Annotated in this window: 27 protein-coding genes; 2 read left to right on the top strand and 25 right to left on the bottom strand. The window is 41.4% G+C overall.

Going from position 1 to position 21,136, the window contains the following annotated elements; all coding sequences use genetic code 11:
- Nucleotides 1-7: 7 nt before the first annotated feature.
- The 22 genes from BAE31_RS17330 to BAE31_RS17220 all read right to left on the bottom strand — a co-directional run bounded on the left by BAE31_RS17330 (nt 8) and on the right by BAE31_RS17220 (nt 16,723).
- Nucleotides 8-1,480, bottom strand: a complete 1,473-nt coding sequence (locus tag BAE31_RS17330) for a spore germination protein (RefSeq protein WP_034280365.1) — start codon at nt 1,478-1,480, stop codon at nt 8-10.
- A complete protein-coding gene (gene spoVAEA, locus BAE31_RS17325; protein WP_041109671.1) occupies nt 1,434-2,042 on the bottom strand; it encodes a stage V sporulation protein SpoVABEA in 609 nt (202 codons plus the stop codon). Before spoVAEA ends, BAE31_RS17330 begins: the two co-directional genes overlap by 47 nt.
- A gap of 6 nt (nt 2,043-2,048) precedes the next feature.
- Nucleotides 2,049-2,399, bottom strand: coding sequence for a stage V sporulation protein AE (gene spoVAE / locus BAE31_RS17320; protein WP_024422860.1), 351 nt, complete (start codon nt 2,397-2,399; stop codon nt 2,049-2,051).
- Nucleotides 2,399-3,415: a stage V sporulation protein AD gene (gene spoVAD / locus BAE31_RS17315; protein WP_076840997.1), complete on the bottom strand. Its 1,017-nt coding sequence runs from the start codon at nt 3,413-3,415 to the stop codon at nt 2,399-2,401. Before spoVAD ends, spoVAE begins: the two co-directional genes overlap by 1 nt.
- Nucleotides 3,416-3,427: 12 nt before the next feature.
- Nucleotides 3,428-3,880: a stage V sporulation protein AC gene (gene spoVAC, locus BAE31_RS17310; protein WP_041109674.1), complete on the bottom strand. Its 453-nt coding sequence runs from the start codon at nt 3,878-3,880 to the stop codon at nt 3,428-3,430.
- Nucleotides 3,881-3,900: 20 nt separating this feature from the next.
- A complete protein-coding gene (locus tag BAE31_RS17305) occupies nt 3,901-4,317 on the bottom strand; it encodes a stage V sporulation protein AB (RefSeq protein WP_024422862.1) in 417 nt (138 codons plus the stop codon).
- Entirely contained in the window at nt 4,307-4,927 is a 621-nt protein-coding gene (locus BAE31_RS17300) for a stage V sporulation protein AA (protein ID WP_076840996.1), read from the bottom strand. Before BAE31_RS17300 ends, BAE31_RS17305 begins: the two co-directional genes overlap by 11 nt.
- Before the next feature lie 115 nt (nt 4,928-5,042).
- A complete protein-coding gene (gene sigF, locus BAE31_RS17295) occupies nt 5,043-5,810 on the bottom strand; it encodes an RNA polymerase sporulation sigma factor SigF (protein ID WP_024422864.1) in 768 nt (255 codons plus the stop codon).
- A gap of 13 nt (nt 5,811-5,823) precedes the next feature.
- On the bottom strand, nt 5,824-6,264 hold the full coding sequence (spoIIAB, locus tag BAE31_RS17290) for an anti-sigma F factor (RefSeq protein WP_024422865.1): 441 nt from the start codon (nt 6,262-6,264) through the stop codon (nt 5,824-5,826).
- The gene (gene spoIIAA, locus BAE31_RS17285; RefSeq protein ID WP_024422866.1) at nt 6,261-6,614 is read right to left on the bottom strand and encodes an anti-sigma F factor antagonist; all 354 of its coding nucleotides are present in this window, start codon (nt 6,612-6,614) and stop codon (nt 6,261-6,263) included. Before spoIIAA ends, spoIIAB begins: the two co-directional genes overlap by 4 nt.
- Before the next feature lie 161 nt (nt 6,615-6,775).
- Nucleotides 6,776-7,930, bottom strand: a complete 1,155-nt coding sequence (locus BAE31_RS17280; protein WP_481747487.1) for a D-alanyl-D-alanine carboxypeptidase family protein — start codon at nt 7,928-7,930, stop codon at nt 6,776-6,778.
- 159 nt (nt 7,931-8,089) lie between these two features.
- Nucleotides 8,090-8,902 carry a purine-nucleoside phosphorylase gene (locus tag BAE31_RS17275; protein ID WP_056767204.1) on the bottom strand — a complete coding sequence of 271 codons (813 nt, stop codon included), beginning with the start codon at nt 8,900-8,902 and terminating at the stop codon, nt 8,090-8,092.
- An 11-nt stretch (nt 8,903-8,913) separates the two neighbouring features.
- On the bottom strand, nt 8,914-10,098 hold the full coding sequence (deoB, locus tag BAE31_RS17270) for a phosphopentomutase (RefSeq protein ID WP_024422869.1): 1,185 nt from the start codon (nt 10,096-10,098) through the stop codon (nt 8,914-8,916).
- Nucleotides 10,099-10,251: 153 nt separating this feature from the next.
- Nucleotides 10,252-11,142: a site-specific tyrosine recombinase XerD gene (gene xerD, locus BAE31_RS17265; RefSeq protein WP_041109682.1), complete on the bottom strand. Its 891-nt coding sequence runs from the start codon at nt 11,140-11,142 to the stop codon at nt 10,252-10,254.
- A 6-nt stretch (nt 11,143-11,148) separates the two neighbouring features.
- Nucleotides 11,149-11,376, bottom strand: a complete 228-nt coding sequence (locus BAE31_RS17260) for a YqzK family protein (RefSeq protein ID WP_024428058.1) — start codon at nt 11,374-11,376, stop codon at nt 11,149-11,151.
- 117 nt (nt 11,377-11,493) lie between these two features.
- Nucleotides 11,494-11,946, bottom strand: coding sequence for a ferric iron uptake transcriptional regulator (gene fur, locus BAE31_RS17255; RefSeq protein WP_003215577.1), 453 nt, complete (start codon nt 11,944-11,946; stop codon nt 11,494-11,496).
- A gap of 110 nt (nt 11,947-12,056) precedes the next feature.
- On the bottom strand, nt 12,057-12,701 hold the full coding sequence (spoIIM, locus tag BAE31_RS17250) for a stage II sporulation protein M (RefSeq protein ID WP_024422873.1): 645 nt from the start codon (nt 12,699-12,701) through the stop codon (nt 12,057-12,059).
- Between the two features lie 116 nt (nt 12,702-12,817).
- Entirely contained in the window at nt 12,818-13,948 is a 1,131-nt protein-coding gene (locus tag BAE31_RS17245) for a S8 family peptidase (RefSeq protein WP_080769557.1), read from the bottom strand.
- Nucleotides 13,949-14,059: 111 nt separating this feature from the next.
- The gene (locus BAE31_RS17240) at nt 14,060-14,281 is read right to left on the bottom strand and encodes a hypothetical protein (protein WP_034280349.1); all 222 of its coding nucleotides are present in this window, start codon (nt 14,279-14,281) and stop codon (nt 14,060-14,062) included.
- 267 nt (nt 14,282-14,548) lie between these two features.
- Nucleotides 14,549-15,001: a GNAT family N-acetyltransferase gene (locus tag BAE31_RS17230; RefSeq protein ID WP_041109686.1), complete on the bottom strand. Its 453-nt coding sequence runs from the start codon at nt 14,999-15,001 to the stop codon at nt 14,549-14,551.
- On the bottom strand, nt 14,988-16,169 hold the full coding sequence (locus BAE31_RS17225) for a TIGR00375 family protein (protein WP_041109688.1): 1,182 nt from the start codon (nt 16,167-16,169) through the stop codon (nt 14,988-14,990). Before BAE31_RS17225 ends, BAE31_RS17230 begins: the two co-directional genes overlap by 14 nt.
- Nucleotides 16,166-16,723 carry an NUDIX hydrolase gene (locus BAE31_RS17220; protein ID WP_039179704.1) on the bottom strand — a complete coding sequence of 186 codons (558 nt, stop codon included), beginning with the start codon at nt 16,721-16,723 and terminating at the stop codon, nt 16,166-16,168. Before BAE31_RS17220 ends, BAE31_RS17225 begins: the two co-directional genes overlap by 4 nt.
- Before the next feature lie 168 nt (nt 16,724-16,891).
- Here BAE31_RS17220 and BAE31_RS17215 point away from each other — a divergent pair, with 168 nt between their 5' ends.
- Nucleotides 16,892-17,815 (top strand): aldo/keto reductase, encoded by a 924-nt coding sequence (locus BAE31_RS17215; RefSeq protein ID WP_041109803.1) that lies wholly within the window; start codon nt 16,892-16,894, stop codon nt 17,813-17,815.
- A 135-nt stretch (nt 17,816-17,950) separates the two neighbouring features.
- On the opposite strand, the gene BAE31_RS17210 is transcribed toward BAE31_RS17215, so the two are convergent.
- Nucleotides 17,951-18,355, bottom strand: coding sequence for an antimicrobial peptide LCI (locus tag BAE31_RS17210; protein WP_241770518.1), 405 nt, complete (start codon nt 18,353-18,355; stop codon nt 17,951-17,953).
- Between the two features lie 194 nt (nt 18,356-18,549).
- Nucleotides 18,550-18,774: a YqkE family protein gene (locus tag BAE31_RS17205; RefSeq protein WP_024422881.1), complete on the bottom strand. Its 225-nt coding sequence runs from the start codon at nt 18,772-18,774 to the stop codon at nt 18,550-18,552.
- A gap of 123 nt (nt 18,775-18,897) precedes the next feature.
- Here BAE31_RS17205 and BAE31_RS17200 point away from each other — a divergent pair, with 123 nt between their 5' ends.
- Complete coding sequence (locus BAE31_RS17200; RefSeq protein WP_025093023.1) at nt 18,898-19,824, top strand: alpha/beta hydrolase; 927 nt, start codon at nt 18,898-18,900, stop codon at nt 19,822-19,824.
- A gap of 26 nt (nt 19,825-19,850) precedes the next feature.
- Here the strand turns inward: BAE31_RS17200 and BAE31_RS17195 are convergent, their stop codons facing one another.
- Nucleotides 19,851-21,113: a response regulator aspartate phosphatase gene (locus BAE31_RS17195; RefSeq protein ID WP_041109690.1), complete on the bottom strand. Its 1,263-nt coding sequence runs from the start codon at nt 21,111-21,113 to the stop codon at nt 19,851-19,853.
- Between the last annotated feature and the right edge of the window lie 23 nt (nt 21,114-21,136).

Here is a 21,136-nt window from a genome sequence, read left to right as displayed (position 1 = left end):
ATGAGCGTTAAGAATTTGGCGGAATTTTTGATCTGTTTTGAGGGTGAACGATGCTCGGCCTTACTTTTGAGCCAGGAACAGACGTCCGAATTAGTACTTGCCACAAAGCCTTTCCATTAAAAGGAATGAACGGCCACATATAAGGCGTCTGCAATGAACGAATGGATGTTAAATAAATGATTAACAACGTAAAACCAATGATGAGTCCATTCAGCTTAAAGATCGCTACTAGTGCTAGGATGATGAGCCTTACAATCTTATTGGCGACACTCAGTTCATAGCTTGGCGTTGTAAAGGTACCGATCGCTGCCAGCGAGACGTATAAGATGACCTCTGGTGTAAATAAACCAACATCAATGGCGATTTGTCCAATTAAAACAGCCGCGATCAGCCCCATGGCGGTCGACAATGCGGTTGGCGTATGAATCGCAGCCATCCTTAAAAATTCCACCCCGAAATCAGCAAGAAATACTTGGAGAATCACAGGGATATGAGAAGGTTTGTTAAATCCAATATAGCTTAAATTGTCAGGCAGGAGATTTGGTTCGAGGATAAAAAGAAACCAAATCGGCAAAAGAAAGGTAGAACATAAAATGCCTAAAAAGCGTACCCATCTTAAGAATGTACCAACGGCAGGTGCCTGGCGGTATTCTTCTGCATGCTGAACGTGGTGAAAAATAGTGGTTGGTGTAATGATAACACTAGGGGATGTATCCGTAATGATGATGACATGCCCTTCTAATATGTGGTTAGCGGCGACATCTGGACGCTCGGTGTAACGCACTAGCGGAAAGGGATTATATCCTTGCTTAATTATAAATTCTTCAATCGTTTTATCAGACATCGTCAGCCCATCGACTTTGATTCCTGATACTTCTTTTTCTATAATATCTACTAAGTCAGGGTCTGCAATATCTTCAATATAGCAAACACAGACATCCGCTTTTGAACGTTCGCCTACTTTGAGCATTTTGTATCTCAGCTTTTCATCCCGCACTCTTCTTCGAATAAGCGCTGTATTCACAATAATATTTTCAACAAAACCGTCCCTTGCTCCCCGGACCACCTTTTCCGTATCCGGCTCCTCAGGCATTCTGCCAGGATAGCTTCTAACATCAATGATAAAGGCGTAATTTTCACCTTCTACAACGACTGCTACAAGCCCAGACAGCACTTGATCCACTGCTTCATCCAGCGTTTCTACCTTTGAAACCTGCTGATTGACAAGGCGGTTCTCAACTACATGTGCAAGATCATCTGATTCAGGTTCGTTGTCATTGATTTCGATTAGTTCTTTTAATAAGTAGATGACATACTGTGTATCACACAATCCGTTTACATAGTAAAGCTGGATTTCCTGATCGTGTATATAAATTTTCCGAACACCAAGGTCAAAGCTGAGACCCATTCCGACATTTTCCTTGAAGTAATCTTCATTTTTTTTCGGGTCTCGGTACACGTTTACCTTGTCTTTCTTCATGGTAACCACTCCTTTCTAGTATTAATTCCACTGCTTTCATCGTGATTGGAGATCCCTTGCTCAGATCATCTTTTCGTCCCATCTTGCCAATATCTCCAATCCCGACAACTAACGGAAGGTTGAGGGAGTCAAGGCAATACACTGTATCCCCGCTCATTTTATGGGGCTCCATTTCGGGAAGACCGTGTTTGTCGACACCATATTCTGTCAGTTCACCTTCCCGGTCAATGGAGACATGAACCTTTGTCCATTCTGCTTGATGCGTCTTGGATGCAACTGCGATCGCACCAATAACTTCGATTTCAGGATGGCGCGCCACATGTTTCATCGCCGTCTCCCCTGTTCCTTCACCTGTCAGACCAGAATCATCAAACATCACAAAGACTGGATCATACGGCGTTTTTAAAATCATCTGAACAAGTTCAGGTCCTGTCCGTTTGCTTGGATTTCCTTTTGAGCTGGAAATACATCGTCCGCCGACGTTTTTAGCAGCAAGCTCTATGGTTTTGGCAGCATATATATCTCCGTCTGTCACTAAAATGACTTTCCGTCTTTGCCCCATATTCGGTTATCCTTTCGGTTTAAAAATAAGCGCGACAATAAATGAGAATAAAATCGCAGCTGATATTCCAGCAGAGGTTAATTCAAAAATACCGATACCGATGCCGATGAATCCATGTACATCTGCCTGATGCATTGCCCCATGAAGCAAGCTATGACCAAAGCTGACGATTGGTACGGTTGCGCCCGCACCTGCAAATTCAATAAATTTATCATAAATACCGAATCCATCTAAAATGGTACCCGCTACAACAAAAGTAGTCATGACATGTGCAGGCGTGAGTTTAAGTACGTCTAGTAAAAGCTGGCCAATGACGCAAATAAGTCCGCCTGCCACAAAAGCGATAAGATAATCCATTAGCTCTCTCCTCCTGCACGCTCAAATACGACACCGTGCGCAATGGTTGGAATGGTCTCTTTTTGCTGAACCATCATCGGGCTGAGTAACGCCCCGGTTGCCACAACGAGTACTCTTTGCAAATTCCCTGCTTTCATTTCTTGAAAAATATGACTAAATGTCACAATAGCTGAACAAGCACAACCGCTGCCTCCAGCGAATACGTTTTGGTCGGGTGTATAGATAATTAAACCGCAATCATCGTGCTTTCGCCCAAGCTGAATGCCGTCTTCTTTCAGGAGATCCTTTAAGATCGGTGAACCAATGCCTGATAAATCACCAGTTAAAATCAGATCGTAATCATCTACTGTTCTTCCTAAGTCTTCTAAATGCTGCTTGATGGTGTCTGCCGCTGCCGGTGCCATGGCCGATCCCATATCAAATGGATCTGTAATGCCAAGATCCATGACCCTGCCTACTGTTGCGCTTGTAATTTGAATGTCAGAGGCTTCTTGGCTGATAATAACGGCTCCGCTTCCTGTCACTGTACTTGTTGCTGTATCGGGCTTTTGTCCGCCGTATTCTGTCGGATTACGAAATTGGCGTTCTGCCGTCGCATTATGGCTGCTTGTCGCTGCAATGGCTCTATTTGCAAATCCGCCATCAATGAGCGCTGACGCAATGGCAACCGATTCCATTGAAGTCGAGCAGGCCCCAAACAAACAAAGAAACGGGATCTTCAGCTCTCTTGCCACATAGTTTGCAGTGACGTTCTGATTGAGTAAATCTCCAGCCAGCAACAGGTCAATATCGCTTTTTTGCAAATTTGCTTTTGATAAAGCGGTTGATATCGCATCATCCATGAGCTTCCTTTCAGCCATTTCCCAATTCTTTTGATCACAGTGCATTTCATCGTACGTTTTATCGATTAAATGGCCAATCGGGCCTTCTTTTTCTTTCGGTCCTGCAGCAGTTCCTTCTGCATTGACATAAAGCTTGTGCTCAAATACCCAAGATTGTTTACCTGTTAGTTTCACCTTTCATTCCTCCTACGAAAACATCTTTTCAAAGACGTATCGAATGATCCCTACGACATATGCGGAAACGACACCGAACACAATGACGTTCCCAGCGAGTTTAAACATATTTGTGGCAACACCTAAAACAAGCCCTTCACTTTTATGCTCAAGGGCAGCACTTGTCATACTGTTAGCAAAGCCTGTCACCGGTACAGCTGATCCGGCTCCAGCAAACTGGCCGATTCTATCGTAAATACCGATACCCGTTAATAGAGAAGAAATTAAAATGAGGGTTGCTACCGTCGGATTCCCTGCTGTCTTTTCGTTAAAATCAAAAAAATGGATATAGAAATTTTGCAGCCCCTCACCTATCAGACAGATTAAGCCGCCAACTAAAAACGCCTTGATGCAGTTGAGGACATAAGGAGGTTTGGGCTGATATGTTTTCACCTTAGATGGATAGTTCTCTTTTAAACTCGACACGTGTTGTTCCCTCCAATTGATTAAATATAAATAAGCCAATGAAATAGTGAACCAAATACCTTTCCTAAGACGATGGCCATGAGCAGCAAAACAATTTTCCCGTCCATTCCAATTCTTTTCGTTAATATAGGAAGTACATTTAATACTTCAGTGAGTGCAGCTGCAAGCATGCCGACGAAGATGCCTGATAAAAGACCGACCGGCATCGCCAGCCATTTGGTTAAATGAAGATGTATTTGACTTAAGGTGGCCCAGCCGCCAACGACCGCTCCGCTAATGACAGCCGCCTCGTACCCTTGTATAAAGCGCTGCGTTTTGGTTAATTGCATTAAGCGGGGAATGATGCCAAGCACTGTAAGAAAAGCCACAAATCCTGCTCCGACCGTTAAACCGCCGCCAAGTCCAACGAGTACGACAAAAAGCCACTTACCGATCATGGATATCCTTCAATGTTTCTTTATTTTCATTGAGTGCGACATAATGATCGAGATCGAGCTGATATTTAAACATTTCCACTTCGAGCGGACTTGGTTCTTCATTTAAACGCTTTTTAAATACATGATTGAAAAACAAAATCATGCCAAAACCGAGTCCAAAGCTATATGGAATTTGTAATAAATACGGATGCTCAACCGTTTTCCCTGTGATCATTTCATATAGGCGGATATGAACGAGCCGCATACTGACATCCTCGTGGAAATTCATAATGGCAAGCGCCGCTCCAACAAATAATAGGAGCCATACAAACACAAATAAAACGGGAGAAAGCTGGCGTTTGCCTGTATCAATTTCAACAATGGCCTCAGAGCCGCCAACGGTTTGAATGTCGATATCTGGGCACGTTTTTTTGATCGTTTTGACGACATGCATGATATCAAGAACGGCGATGTGACGATCCTTTTTGCTGACATGATACACCGGCATTTTACTAAGCTTTTGCACAGCAAACTCATCACCAGTGATTTGGGCGATATCCTCTAAATAAATGAGCTGATCAATACCGGTCTTGATTCGATGACGCAGCCGAATAAAGATTTGTCCGTCCATCCAAGTCACTTCCTATACGATGGGTTAAAAATAGTATGTGGTGAAAAATGGTTCTCATACTGATAGAACTTGATTTACCGGTAATTACCACACAAAAAAAAGCCAGCCGAATTGGCTAGCTGTCTTTTTGATCCATTTGCATTTGGATTTGTTTTAAAATTTTCTTTTCAAGCCGTGAGACTTGTACTTGTGAAATGCCAAGTCTCTCTGCAACCTCAGATTGTGTCTGGTCTTTATAATACCTTAAATACACAATAAGTTTTTCCCGTTCTTCTAATTCCTTGATCGCTTCTTTCAGTGCGATTTTGTCAAACCATCTTTCCTCAGAATGATCGGCAATTTGATCAAGCAATGTAATCGGATCCCCATCATTTTCATACACCGTTTCATGAATGGATGATGGCGAGCGCACCGCTTCTTGGGCGAGGACGACATCCTCTGGTGTGATATCAAGGTATTCGGCAATTTCCTGAACGGTCGGCATTCTTCCATGAGACTTAGACAATTCATCCCTTGCCCGACGAATTTTATTTCCGAGTTCCTTTAATGACCGGCTGACTTTGACCGTTCCATCATCCCGAATAAATCGCTGAATTTCACCAATGATCATGGGGACGGCGTACGTTGAAAACTTTACATCATATGACAAATCAAATTTATCAACAGATTTCAGCAGTCCAATACAGCCAATCTGAAATAGATCATCTGGTTCATATCCCCTATTTAAAAAGCGCTGAACAACGGACCAAACAAGACGCATGTTTTTTTCTACGAGGAGGTCTCTTGCTTGCTGATCACCGTCTTGGCTTTTTTTGATGAGCTCTTTGACTTCATCATTTGACAGCTGGGCTTTTTTAGCTTGCTTTTTTACCTCCACATCCATATGAGCAGCTCCTTTAATTACAAAGCGCTTTGCTTTTTGATAGATGCTTTGTTAAACGGATGGTCGTGCCCATTTCTGGAGATGAGTCCACCATGACATCATCCATAAAATTCTCCATGATGGTAAAGCCCATTCCAGAGCGCTCTAAGTCTGGTTTTGTGGTGAAAAGCGGCTGTCTTGCTTCCTCAAGATCTGTAATACCCATACCTTCGTCACGGATGGTGAGGTAAACGACATGGTCATCAAGTGTGACATGAATATGCACCTTGCCATCTGGATTACCATCATAGCCATGGATGATGGAGTTGGTCACTGCCTCAGATACAACGGTCTTGATTTCTGTTAATTCATCTAAAGTCGGATCAAGCTGAGCGATAAATGCCGCGACTGTCACCCTCGCAAACGATTCATTTTGGCTTAATGCCGAAAACGTCAGGTTCATTTCATTTCTCATGATGCCACCCCCAATGTTTGCAAAGCCGTTTGCTCAGAAGGCTCCATCCGAATGATTTTAAACAAGCCAGACATATCAAATAACCGGTTCACTGCTGGCGAGATGGCACAGACGACCATTTCCCCGCCAAGCTGCTTAATTTCCTTATATCTTCCTAAAATCACTCCGAGTCCAGAGCTGTCCATAAACGATAAATCAGCCAGATTCAGCACAATGTGGCGAATGTCCTCTGTTTCCAAATAATTCGTCACCTTTTGTCTCAATGTTTCTGCGGAGTGATGATCGAGCTCTCCTGTTAACCGAATGCAAAGTACGCTCTCTTTTACTTGAAAATCAATACCAAGGCTCATTTTTTATTCCTCCTTGCTCTAATTTCGGATAAAGAGTGTTTCTCTTTTATATGAAATAAATCCTTCACCATGACAAAACTAGTGACCATTCGTCACATTTAGATGTTCTTTTCTTTTTCCTCATAGCAAAAAGACTGCCAATTACAGCAGCCTTTCGCCTTTTATTTCCATTTTACAAAATCAGCCATCGCCCGTTTGAAGAAAGTCCAAACGCTTGCCTTTTCCATTCCTTCTTTTGCTTCTACAGGACTTTCATGCAGCACTTTTCCATCTTTTTTCAAGACGATCGTACCAAGTTCCGTTCCTTTTGAAAATGGAGCCTTGACATCATGAGACAATTTGATTTCTTTTTTGATCTGATCCACATTTTCGCCTTTTTTCGTTAAAAGGGAGATCGGTTCAGAAGTAACGAGCTGAATGTTTTTCTTTTTCCCTTTGCTCACTTTGATCTCCGCCACATCTTGCCCTCTTTTGTAAAGCGGATGAGTCGCATATTGACTAAATGCGTAATCTAACATTTTGACTACCTGAGCGTTTCTGTCTTTCGGAGTGCTTGCGCCGAAGACAACCGCAATGACGCGCATGTTGCCTTTTTTAGCAGATGCAGTTAAACAGTATTTTGCTTCACCTGTAAAACCGGTTTTTACCCCATCGACACCTGGATAAAATTTAATCAGACGGTTTGTATTGACAAGCCAGAATTTTTTATCTGTGTTTTGCCGTAGATAGTCTTCGTAGACACCTGTGAATTTGGTGATTTGTTCATATTTCAACAGCTCTTTTGCCATTATTGCCATATCGTGAGCTGTGCTGTAATGGTCTTTTTCAGGAAGTCCTGTTGGGTTTTGAAAGACCGTTGAGGTGAGGCCAAGCTCTTTCGCCCTTTTGTTCATCTGCTCAACGAACTGTTCTTCAGATCCTGCAATATGCTCTGCCATGGCAACTGAAGCATCATTTCCTGACGCAATCGCAATGCCTTTCAGCATTTCTTTCACGGTCATTTCTTCTCCTGGTTCAAGGAAGATTTGTGAGCCTCCCATGGACGCTGCATAGTCGCTCGTTCTGACCTTGTCTGTCATTTTTAGTTTACCCTGATCAATGGCTTCCATGATCAGAAGCATCGTCATGATTTTGGTCATACTTGCGGGTGCAAGCTTTTCATCGCTGTTTTTGTTGTAAAGCACCTTTCCCGTGTCTCGTTCTATTAAGATCGCTGATTTGGCTTCGTGTGCCAATTCTGATGTTTGTTTTTCTCCTGGTTTTTCAATCTTTTCTTTTGCTATCGCTGATGGTGAAACCATTGAGATAAGGATCATTAAAATAAACAATGCACATATATGACGTTTCAAGTGGCAGACCTCCATTATCGTAATCCTTTCTATTTTTTCCTCATACAGGCTGTTTTATTCAGAGATCGTATGATTGCAAATAAAAAAAGCCTTCTGCTCGGGTAGCAGAAGGCTTCTGGACACATGCTATGAAAGTTGTTTGACAATGTCTTTTACTAAATCAAGAAAACTTGCTTTCACTTTTTCCGTTACTTCGATCACTTCATCATGAGACAGCGGCTGATCCAAAATACCAGATGCCGCATTGGAAATGCATGAAATGCCAAGCACTTTCATTCCTGCATGACGCGCAACAATCACTTCTGGAACAGTCGACATTCCAACAGCATCTGCTCCAAGTGTTCTTAAGAAACGAACTTCAGCAGGTGTTTCATATGAAGGGCCTGTCATCCCTGCATAAACCCCTTGCTGTACAGATATACCTAAACGCTGGGCTGTTTCTTCTGCAAGTGCCAGCAATTCTTTATCATACGGTGCAGACATATCAGGGAAACGAACGCCTTGACTGTCATTTGGGCCAATTAATGGATTGGTTCCCATCATATTGATATGATCTGTGATCAGCATGAGATCTCCTGGACGGAACGACGTATTCACACCGCCGGCTGCATTTGTGACAATACATGTGTCAATGCCAATTTCTTTCATCACACGGACAGGAAACGTCACTTGCTTCATATCATATCCTTCATAGAAATGAAAACGTCCTTGCATCGCACAAACGACAGTGCCTTTCAGCGTTCCGATCACGAGCTGCCCTGCATGTCCCTCTACTGTTGAAACAGGGAATCCGGGAATATCTTCATATTTTATTTTGATTGGATTTTCAATCTCATCTGCTAAAATGCCAAGCCCTGATCCTAAAATCAATCCAACTGTTGGTACATATGTCGATGCTTGTTTAATGTATGCCGCCGCTTCTGAAAACTGTGCTCCCACGAGATTTCCCCCTATTTAAGTTTAGATAAAAAGCTTGTTCCGTATTTTGGCATCGCTATCTTGAAATTATCTGCAACGGTTGCCCCAAGATCAGCAAACGTTTTTGCTGTTGGCAGTTCATTTGCTTCCTGATGCTTTTTGCTGTAAGCAATGAGCGGAACATATTCTCTTGTATGATCTGTTCCGTGATGAACCGGGTCATTTCCATGATCTGCTGTGATCACAAGAAGATCATCCTCTTTCAACAGGTCAAACACTTCAGGAAGACGTGCGTCAAATTCCTCTAATGCTTTTCCATAACCCTCTGGATCTCTTCTATGTCCGTAAAGAGCATCAAAATCAACAAGGTTTAAAAAGCTGAGTCCTGTAAAGTCTGTTTTAAGTGTATCGACCAGCTTGTCCATTCCATCCATGTTTGATTTTGTTCTAAGAGATGATGTGATCCCCTCGCCATCATAAATATCAGAGATTTTTCCGATCGCAATGACATCGAGTCCATCATCTTTCAGTTCATTCATGACTGTACGGTCAAATGGTTTTAACGCATAGTCATGACGGTTTGGCGTTCTAACAAATGCGCCAGGCTCTCCGACAAACGGACGAGCGATAATCCGTCCAACCATATATTTTTCATCTAATGTGAGTTCACGGGCAATTTCACAAATACGGTAAAGCTCATCTAATGGCACAACTTCTTCGTGCGCAGCAATTTGCAGCACAGAATCCGCAGATGTATAAACAATTAAATCGCCTGTTTTCATGTGCTCTTCGCCAAGCTCATCTAAAATTTCCGTACCAGACGCTGGTTTATTTCCAATAATACCCCTGCCTGTTTTTTCTTTTAGTTCATTTAATAGTTCATCTGGGAATCCTTCTGGAAAGACTTTGAACGGTGTGTCTATGTAAAGACCCATGATTTCCCAGTGTCCTGTCATTGTGTCTTTACCGTTTGATGCTTCTTGCATTTTTCCATAATACGCAAGCGGTTTTTCATCCGCTGGAATTCCTTTGATTTCTTTAATATGACTCAGCCCAAGCTTCGCCATATTCGGCATATGAAGCCCGTTCATTTTTTCAGCAATATGTCCAAGTGTATCTGCACCTACATCATTAAAATCAGCAGCATCTGGTGCTTCCCCAATTCCTACTGAATCCATGACGACGAGAAAAATGCGTTTATACTGATAATCAGGCATTAAAAAGCGCCTCCTTCAATATTCTTGTCTTTCGACCTTACAAACAGTGAGAGGTCAGACATCTCAAGTATAAACCGTTTACAAGCCAGTTGACAACCATAAACGGTGTAAACATGAAAAAGCATGACACCCATTCACTGTGTCATGCTTTACTTATGCCCTTGGATGGAATTTGTGATACACATCTTTCAGTCTTGTTTTCGTCACATGTGTATAAATTTGTGTTGTTGAGATATCGGCATGTCCGAGCATCTCCTGTACAGCTCTTAAGTCCGCACCGTTTTCAAGCAGGTGTGTAGCAAATGAATGTCTGAGCGTATGAGGCGTCAGTTCCTTTTGAATCCCTGCTTCGATGGCTCGTTTTTTTAAGTTCTTCCAGAAGCCCTGGCGCGACATTTTTTTCCCGTGATGATTGAGAAACAGAGCATCGGACGGCTGTTTTTTTAACAGCTTGCTTCTTCCCTTTTCGAGATATTCTTCAATCGCGCTTGCAGCAGCTTCACCGATTGGCACAATACGCTCTTTTCTTCCTTTTCCAAAACAACGGACAAAGCCCATTGTGAGGTGAACATCGGCAAGGGTCAGATCCAGCATTTCACTGACGCGAATCCCCGTTGCATATAAGAGCTCAAGCATCGCTTTGTCTCGGTAGTCAAAGGGGGTGTGCTGATTTGGTGTATCAAGCAGCTTTTCGACCTCCCCTAATGATAAAACTTTCGGTAAAGTCCGCTCTGTTTTTTGCGTTTCAATGTTCCATGACGGGTCATCCGTTGTCACTTTTTCCCGAAGCAGAAATTGATGAAAGGAACGGATCGATGATAGATGCCGTACAGACGTTTTACTCGATTTCCCTTCCTCTTTTAGCTGCTTTAAATAATGAATGATATGCAGACGCGTGACATCGCTAATATCCGTCAGCTGTTCATGTGTCATTAAAAAAGACAAGTAGTTCTGTAAATCTCTTTTATAAGAAACAATGGTATTTTCAGAGAGTCCTCTCTCTACGGTCATAAAATGAATAAAGTCGGATAATTGATCGTTCAATGATTTCTACTCCCCGTTTTGATAAAAATAAATCAATCGGTCTTGCCAATTGTCTTGATTCGGCTGATCCATTTCCATCACTTTAATTGCTGCACCCTCTGGTTTATCATAACGATGGTAGCTTTCATATTCTGAATTTATCCATATCATAGCATAATAGAACAGGACGGTAAAACCAGTGAACAAGATAAATACTTTGATCACTTCACCTGTTGTTTTGAGCCATTTTCGCATAAACTTCAAGTCCTTTCTCACCTTCTCATTACTTCAGCATATGCCAGGTGGGACAAGGAATATACAGCGAAAATGCAAAAAACCTCTTCATCTTAAATGAAAAGGTTCCAATTCGGATTATTTGCCGGATTCATCATCATGACATCGGTGACAAATACCATGGAATGTCAATCTATGATCCTTAATTTTAAATTTCCAGTCACGTTCAATAATCTCTTCGACATCTTCTAATAAATCATCTTCTATCTCATCGACTGTTCCGCATTCCATGCAGACAAGATGATGATGGAAGTGAGCGGCTCCTTCTTTGCGAAGATCATATCGCGAAACGCCGTCTCCAAAGTTAATTTTATCAACAACTTTCAGTTCAGTGAGCAATTCTAACGTCCGATAAACAGTAGCAAGACCAATTTCAGGAGACTTCTCTTTTACGAGGAGGTATACATCTTCTGCACTTAAATGGTCTTCTTCATTCTCAAGCAGTACTCTTACTGTGGCTTCACGCTGTGGCGTGAGCTTGTAGCTGGAAGAATGAAGCTGTTTCTTAATTCGATCAATCCTATTTTCCATTGACTTTCCCTCCTACGCCACATTACTTGATCATTATATCAAATGATGTGCTGAGAGCCAACTATAATCATTTTAAATTGATAAATAAATTGATTATTAATTAATAACAATTATAAAAGAACACCTGCCAGCTTTTTCATCAGCATGAATGATATGTACGATTCAAAAAAAGACGACAGTGCAGCAAGCGCTAAAATCATCAGCAGAACAGATGCATACCGGCCAAACCACTGGACGGGTGCTTGACTGATGGTTTTTTTCATGAAGAGCTGTCCAATGAGACGGATGGAAAACGCAATCGCACAAGTGCCAATTACTAAATAGGCTGGAATGAGCAAAATGTTTTGCGGAAGCACCGATACGAACGAGAGAAAAAATCCACTCAGCCCCATTTGATTCACGAGAAAACCAACAGTAAACCCAACAACAATTCCTTTTAAAAAGATCATAAGAAAGATAAGCGGCAGACCAACGATGGAGATTCCCAGTATCCACATAAGGCCTAAATATTTCATATGATGCAGGAAGCTTTGTAAAAACATTTCTTTTGATTCAGCTGCTTTCTCATTTGTCAGTTGACCAAAAAATTGATTTAAATAATAGAATAAATCCTCTTTCTGGCTGAATGTCATGCTATTGACAATGATTGCCCCGAAGATCACACCCATTAAAAAGAGTACAGAGACAAATAAATAAATCGAGAGATGATCTTTTACGTGCTGAAGAAGATGCTCCTTCCAAGACTTTTTCCGCATGTGTCTTCCTCCCAAATAGTAAGGTTACTAGATTCTATGAGAGAGATTACGAAACATGACAGTTTTATCGAAAGAAAAAAGAGAAAGCAGCCTGCTCACTGCTTTCTCTTTTTCATTTATCGTGCGGCTTTTTGTACGTTCACAAGCCCGGCACCGTAATAAAAAGGTTCTCCAAGCTTTGTCGCCGTTTTTGACAATCTCTCGCGTACTTCATCGTTTGTCAGATTCGGATGTTTTGATAGAATGACAGCCGCAGCGCCCGCTACATGCGGTGAAGCCATTGACGTTCCGCTCATGTAGCCATATTCATTATGAGGAATGGTGCTCAGCGTTGAAACGCCTGGTGCTGAGACTTCGATTTCCTCGCCAACAGATGAATCAAAGGCTCTTTGCTTTTTTTGGTCAACAGAGGCAACCGCCATCACTGAGCTGTATTTAGCCGGATAGTCAATCGTATTGAGAGAGCCATAGCTTCCTTCATTCCCTGCAGAAGCCACAATGAGAATCCCTTTATCATACGCTCGATCTACCGCTTCTTTCAGCGCCTCAGATTCACTTGCTCCCCCCATACTAATATTGATGACATCCATGTCATTCTCAATGGCCCATTCAATCCCTTTTATGATCCAGCTATAGTAGCCGTCACCATTTTCATCTGCCACCTTGACAGCATAGATAGAAGCTTTTGGCGCAACACCAACGACACCTACCTTATTATCTAATGCGGCAATTGTGCCTGCCACATGCGTTCCATGTTCATGCGGATCAACAAGCGGATCAGACTCTGCCGGTACAAAGCTCACCCCGCCGGTGACATGTAAATCCTCATGTTTACCGTCGATGCCGCTGTCAAGAACGGCTACTTTGACATTCTGTCCAGCGTATCCTTGTTTATGTACCTTTTGTGCTTTGATGCTTTTGATGCCGTATGGAACAGTTTGACCGCTAGTTTTTGCTTTTTGGTCTTCTTCGATGAAGGTCACTTCTTTTGCTTCATTCAGTTTCTTTTTCGAAGTCTCATTCAATGACACTTTCATCATATCTATTTGCTCTATGGATTCTTTCACATGCCCGCCAGCTTCTTTTACAAGCTGTTTTTGTGTTTTGTCTTGAACGGAAGAAGAAAAGCCGATCATGTACTCTTTTTTTGCTTGCTCCTTTGCAGAAATATCTGACGCGCCAAACATGACCAATGCCACAAGCACACTTGCCATACAAAGCCCTGCTCCAAATGACTTGACGTTCACGATACTCACTCTCCCTTTCGTATCTTTTTGTCATTTAACTACATTTTTAGACAAAAAGAAACGACCGTTTGTCCTATTTTTTAAAATTTTTCCATTTATTTGATCTAGTTGTCACAAAAAAGCAAAATAAAAATGCTTATGATCCTCTTGATAGTGATCATAAGCATTTCGTCCTTTATGTTTCTTCATCATGTGCTGCAAGGCTTCTTGTTTTGTTTTTGTCTTCCTTTCGTGTGTGCTAAAATGCGGCATGTTTCCTCTCGACAGTTCTGGATTTCGGCTCTGCTGCCTTTGGATATGCTCTCGTTTTTTCTTTGCTTTGCTTTTTCCCATTTGGCAAAACCCCTTTCGTTGACGTTATGATACACGATGTTACATAAAAAAGATAGACGTAAAAACGTCTATCTCAAATTGTTGACAAAGGGCTAAAATGATCTTTATTTTAACCCTTTGTCTTCTATTCAGCGTGATAGAAAACCTTTGCAGTCTAGGAAGGTCGAGCACTGGAGCGGAGCGAATTTGACATTCGTGAGCACCGGCGCGCAGACCTGACAACGAATGCAAGGGTTTGTCTACACGCTGAGATAGACGTATACACGCCTATCTTTCTGTTTTCACCATATCAAGATGCGGAATCCCATCTTCATCATAAACATCTGAGACGGCCTTGAAACCAAATGATTCGTAAAATGACTTCAGGTAGGCTTGCGCCTGTATTTTGACACTTGTTTCACCTAGTTCACTAAGCTTTTCCAAAGCCTTGATGAGCAGCATCTTTCCATACCCTTTTTTCCGGCCGGCCTGCGTCACAAGAATGCGGCCGATGGACGCCTCTTTGTACATGATCCCGTTTTGGAAAATTCGGCAATAAGCCACAATCGTGCCGTTCTCTTTTGCGATGAGATGAAGCGCTTCTTGGTCCCTGTGATCAATTTCAGGGTAAGGGCATGTTTGTTCTACAACAAACACGTTGACTCTTTCCATGAGAATCAAGTAAAGATCCTCTTTTGACAATTGTTCAAATGTGTGACATGTCCATTTAATGTGACTCATGATTGATATCCACCTTACCGTACACTCCGCCTCCACCAGCGATGAGTCCGACTTCGCCCTTCCTTGCTTTGATGATGTAGCCCGCTGTCTTTTCTGGCAGAACGGCTTTTAGTTCTTGTTCTGTTGCTTGATGTAAAATATTCATCTCTGTGTGAAACACGGCTTTTAGCTTCTCCAGTGTTTTAGGTCCAACCCCCGGAATAAACTGAAGCGGAAGCTGATGAACATAAGGAGGTCTCGTTCTTTTTTCACTTTCTTGGTCAGCAAGCTCTTCTAAACGTTCACTTACTCCTTTTGTCATCCGTGTATGTCCGCATACATGGCACTCTTTTTGATCTGGTGCGTGAGGTCTAACCCCGCATTTCTCGCAGGTCGTATGATAATACTTCCCAAGCCGCGGAGCAAGTCCATAATTTCCTGTGACAGCTCTGCCATCTTTTTCTTCAAGGGCTAGCTTGAATTCGGCAAAAGAGGCATGATCCATTTTGATTTTTGTATATTCTCGCGCGATTTTCCCTAAAGAATGAGCATCTGAATTCGTTAAAAAGGGATACCGGTTCAGCTCACTCAGCTGGGACGCCATTGACGTATCACAGCTAAGACCAAGCTCAACAGCATCAATAAGGTCAGGATCAAATACTTCCGTTAAAGAAGTGTTGACCCCTTTGCCGTATAGACTTTTATGCGGTGTAAAAATATGAGCAGGAATAAACAATCCTCCTAGCTCCTTAACCTTGCGCTGAAGTGTTTTCCCATCAACATAGAGGCGCTGTGAACTCAAATGCACATTTTTCATATGAAGCGAAAGCCATGCGGAAAACTCAGACATTTTGTGTAGTGTGGGCATAAATGCCAGCACATGAATCGGTCCCTTTGAATGGTCATCATTGATTTCTAATTCACTGCCTAAAAGTAGCACTGTCTGTCCAAATGATAGACCGCCGTCATTTAGTTCCGTGTACCTGCCTTCCTCTACACCTTCTATTAATTCTTCTAGGACTTCTGGAGATTGTGCATCAATCACACCAATCATCCCCATCCCTTTACTTTCTGCTGCTTCAATAAGAATTTGGTCAATTGTCAGTGACCTTGCACCTGTAATTTTGACAGCTCTGCCTGTTCTTGTTCTGCCAATATGGATATGGATGTCTGCAAAAAATTCCTTCATTTTGTTGACTCAAGTACCTCTTGCAGTTGTAAGTACTGAATGGCATAGGCTGTTTTTGCATCATAAATATGCTGATCTTCAATGAGGTGCAAGGCTTCTTCTAATGAAACTTCCATGACTTCGACAAATTCATCTTCATCCAGCTCTCTTTTTTCTTCAAGCGGAACTAGCTGATCTGCTAGATAGATGTGAACAATTTCATCTGCAAAACCAGGTGATGTATAAAAGGCCGTTAGCTTTTGAAGCTGCTGAGTTGTATATCCTGTTTCTTCTTCTAATTCTCTTAGTGCTGTATGTGCCGGCTCTTCCCCTTTTTCTAGTTTTCCGGCCGGAATTTCAACGATGGCTCTCTCTAGTGCTTTACGGTATTGTTTGACCAAGATGATTTTATTTTCGTCTGTACGTGCAATGACGGCTACTGCACCAGGATGTTTAATGATTTCGCGTTTGCCTTGTTTTCCGTTAGGCAATTCTACATCTTCAAGAACCAAATCAATGATTTTTCCGTTGTATAATTCTTTCGACGATAATGTTTTTTCTTCAAAGTCCTTCAAATTTGTCAGCTCCTCGTTCTACTTTCACTTTTTACTTCATTTATTTTAACATAGATGATTTAAGAGAAGCGAAAAGCGAAACGCTTGCTTCAATGCGCCATTTGAAATCAACTAGCTTGAATTCCTGATTTTTTTCACTTAATGTGAAAGGATAGGAGTGTGATGGAATTGAAAAAAAGACGAATTGGCACCTCAGATCTCTTAGTGAGCGAGGCGGCACTAGGATGCATGTCTCTTGGGACGGAAAAAGAAAAAGCGCTCTCTTTATTAGATGAGGCCATTGATCTCGGAATTAACTATTTGGATACAGCCGATTTATATGATTTTGGGACAAATGAGGAAATTGTCGGGGAAGCCATTAAAAACAGACGGCAGGATTTGATTTTGGCGACAAAAGGCGGCAACCGCTTTGAAAAAGGCAAACCAGGCTGGGACTGGGATCCTTCAAAAACGTACATAAAGGAAGCAGTAAAACAAAGCCTCAAGCGGCTTCAAACAGATTATATTGATTTATATCAATTGCACGGAGGCACGATTGATGACCCCATTGATGAAACGATTGAGGCTTTTGAAGAATTAGTAGAGGAAGGCGTAATTCGCTATTATGGCATTTCATCTATCCGTCCAAATGTCATTAAAGAATATGCCAAAAAGTCCAATATCGTAAGCGTGATGATGCAATATAGTTTACTCGACCGCCGCCCAGAAGAATGGTTCTCTCTACTTGAAGAACAAAGCATTAGTGTTGTCGCAAGAGGTCCTTTAGCGAAAGGATTATTAACTGAAAAGCCACTTTCTCAAGCAAGTGCAGCGATTCAAAAAAACGGCTATCTTCAATATTCATTTGAAGAGCTTCAGCAGATCATTCCTTCTTTAAAGAAAGTCGCTTATGACCTATCACTCACTGAACTGTCCATTCAGTATATACTGAAGCATTCTGCGGTCAGTTCCGTTGTATTTGGTGCAAGCTCAGTGGATCAGTTAAAAGAAAATATAGCAGCAGCAAATGCACGTTCATTAAGTGACCAAGAAGTCAAAGCATTAACTTACTATACAAAACCATCTGTGTATGAAACGCACCGGTTCAAATAACAAAAAAGATCACATGATGTGATCTCTCAGATTGTAGAAAAACTCATGTTTTTCTACAATCTTTTTATTTTAGCGTATGTAGGATGCTAGTGTTTCTCTATTAAAAATGAGGAGGGGCTAAAAGCCCCGTTGTCCTTATCTTGCACTTTCATAATATGCATAATTTCCAGATTTGCCTTTAAGATAAAATGTAGTACCAAAGCGACTGAAACTATTTGCAAAAGAACCATTATCTGAATACATACATAGTCGATTACTTGCGCCTTTAAAAGGGGTTACAGAACAATCTACAATTGAAGTTGCCTTTGTACTCAAATCAGCATTCGTTAATTCATTTGTAGCAAGAGCTTGTCCAGAAACAGGTAAAAGCAATCCTAAAGATAAAGCGACTCCAGCCATTGTTTTTCTCAATTTCATGTGAATCATCTCCATTACCAAATTTTGTAATACACCTTCATTATAAGGAGAATGATCCTCTACCAAAAGGGTCTTAATGACCATATTTTCAATAAAAAGGAATTTAAATAATTCAATACTCACCTTTTTACTCCTATTTTAAACATAAGTTATGGGATTTCGTTTCGTTTGAGTGTAAAGATCATACTGTCACAATTCTGAAATGAAGTGATGTGAAGGGGGAAGAAGTGCTTTTCTCTTTAAGCACTTCTATGTTTCTGCTGTGGATCTATCTTAAGATGATGGTATGAAAAAAGAGAGCATCATCGCCCTCTTTTTTAGCTTTTATACTTTCTCCAGTCTAAATGGCTTTCATCTAGCAGCTCTGAAAAACTTTTGTTTTTTTCTTTTTCTTTCTGCTGCCGAAGGAGGTCTTGTCGTTTTTGTTCTTCTCTTTTTTCTGTCTCGACGGCAAGGTTCTGCTTCATTTGAAGAAGCTGCTGTTTGACATCATCGTTTATGCCATCCTTTAATTTCGCTTGATCTTGTTTGGTCTTTTTCATTGTGCCTCTCTCCTTTTGACTTAGTGTATCACCCGTTTTATTTTCTGAGCAAGAGGCACGCCAATCTCCCAAGATGTGGTATGATCGTCATAGAAAAAACTCCGGAAAGGAAGAATCGGCTAGATGAAGAAATGGATCGCTATATTTGCCTTCATATTATGTCCACTCGCTGCAATCGGCATTTTTTTCACCAATAAAATGATGTATATTCGAAAATTAACGGATGAAGAGCTCATCAAACGAGAATCAGATGGAGGCCATTATCATCATGAGGAATTTCAACAGCTTAAAAAAGAGAAAGTGTGTATTCCTTCAGCATTTGGTTATGATCTCCATGGCTATTTTGTGCCGTATCCACATACAACACGCACAATCGTCCTTTGCCACGGTGTTACAGTCAGTTTGATTAACTCCGTTAAGTATATGAAATTATTCCAAAAGCTCGGATGGAATGTGATGCTTTATGATCATAGAAGACATGGAATGAGCGGCGGGAAAACCACAAGTTATGGATATTATGAAAAAGAAGATCTAGCAAAGATCGTAAAGTGGCTCAGACAAAAACTCGGAGAAAGTGCCATCATTGGGATACACGGAGAATCAATGGGTGCAGTCACGACCTTGTTATATGCTGCAAAGCCGGAAGCAAACGCCAATTTTTACATAGCAGACTGCCCTTTTGCTTCTTTTGAGGATCAGCTTCTTTATCGATTAAAAACAGACTTTCGCCTTTCAGGAGAGTGGATTCTTCCACTAAGTGATCAAGTGTTAAAATGGCGGGATGGATACCGCATCCGGCAAGTTTCCCCTCTTGATGTGATCGACCAGGTGAAAGAACCTGTACTTTTTATTCATAGCCGCCATGACGACTATATCCCCTGTGAGCAAAGTCAGCAGTTATATGCACGAAAAAAGGGTGACAAACAGTTATTTATTGCGCCACACGGTGCGCATGCAATGTCTTTTAGCGAAAATAAGGAAGCTTATGAGCAAGAAATTCAAGCATTTCTTCAAAGATTTGAATTGAATGAAAATAAAAGAGGAGAATGAACAGCAGTTCGTCCCCTCTTTTTGAGCTAACTTATGCGATAGTCACCACTGTTGTATGGTGTCTGCCCGCAAGCTCCATATGGCTCTCTTCCGATTGCTGCTGACTCATGACCGATAATCCTGCAGTTGCTGCCAATAAAAGAACTATCAAACTCGTTTTCATATAAATGACCCCCATTTTGGATTTTTGATATGGCTTGAATTTTCCTTTCGTAAAACCGGGTAGATACTTCAAACAGTCCAAGCTCATTGTAATAATGAGCCGCATCAAGTGCCAATTCCTCAATATCTGGGTATAAGCGCTTGTCCTCGAGCAGGTCTAATGTATCGTCTATGATTGTTATGTCTGCATCAACATATAATGCTTTTAAGAACTGAAATTTGCAGATGTAAATTTCATCTTCTAATTCACAGGCCTTCATAATACCTTGTTGATAGAGGGTTAACGACTCTTCTATTTGTTTTTGTTTAAACAGGATTTGTGTCAGCATAAATAGTGGGTCTAGAGAGCGATTAAGATGGGTTAAATTCTCCTTTTCAAACACTTCAATAGAGTCTCTCAGATAACGGCTTGCTTCCGCAAGATCGTTCATTTGATAATAACAGTTACCTAAGTTGAAAAGGGCCGAACCTATGACTCGAGGGTTTCCAATTGAGCGTGCTCGCTTTAGAGCATTTTTAAAGTAGGGCAATGCATGTTCATAGCATTTCAAATCATCATAGTTTGCACCAATGACAAATTCACAGTGGATGATTCTCAGCGTGTACGTTCTGTAGGCAGAGTACGTATCTAACGCTTGCAAGGCATAGTGCATCGAAAAGTGGGTTTGTTTCATGTGGTAGTAAATTTCTGCTAATTTAAAGTAAAATTCTGCTCTTTCTATATCATCTGATATGAGATTGAGCTTTTTTTCTGCTGAGCGGTAATAAGCAATGGCACTTAAATAGTTTCTCTGTTCAAATTCAAACATTCCTGTGAAAAAATGAACATAGTATTCAAGCATATCCGTTAATTTCGTTTGTGAATGTTCAATCGTTTCTAGCAAATTCTTAATCTCTTCATCATTCGAGGCTTTCTTTGCCGGTTCAAAATATTCAAGCATCACCTTGTGGCGAAAATCCATCAGCTGGTAAAACAATAACAAGTTTTGATCCTGCTCCATCTCCAGGATTTCCTGCTCGATCTCCGCCTTCAGCTTCTCTGCTTTCATCACATGAAATCCGCAAATCTGCCTATACCATTCGTTTATTTTGATTCCAACCTGAGGCGATGACAGCTTGAGCTTCAATTCACTTTAGCACCTCCCTTCTC

This window comes from Bacillus sp. I-2, assembly GCF_001974945.1.
Taxonomy (GTDB): domain Bacteria; phylum Bacillota; class Bacilli; order Bacillales; family Bacillaceae; genus Bacillus; species Bacillus safensis.
Note: the sequence above shows the minus strand (reverse complement) of the source record. Positions and strands in the feature narration are given on the sequence as shown.